We start from the raw sequence: 229 nt of genomic DNA, 5'->3' as shown, positions 1-229 counted from the left end.
TGGAACTTTTACAATTACTTATACTGACGGTACAACTTTTACCACTTCTAATTTAACAGGACCAAAAGGAACTGACGGAGCAAAAGGAGACACTGGAGCAGCAGGACCACAAGGAACTGCAGGAGCAAAAGGTGATATTGGGGCAACAGGACCACAAGGAATTGCAGGAACTAAAGGTGATACTGGGGCAAAGGGAGATACTGGAGCACAAGGACCTCAAGGAGCAGCA

General features: G+C 46.3%; 1 pseudogene. It reads left to right on the top strand.

From position 1 onward, the window contains the following. Window positions 1-229 (top strand): annotated as a pseudogene (locus BOW57_RS20545) (collagen-like protein); the annotation flags it as partial.

Source organism: Flavobacterium sp. YO64 (assembly GCF_004119505.1).
In the GTDB taxonomy this organism is placed as follows: Bacteria; Bacteroidota; Bacteroidia; order Flavobacteriales; family Flavobacteriaceae; genus Flavobacterium; species Flavobacterium oncorhynchi.
Note: the sequence above shows the minus strand (reverse complement) of the source record. Positions and strands in the feature narration are given on the sequence as shown.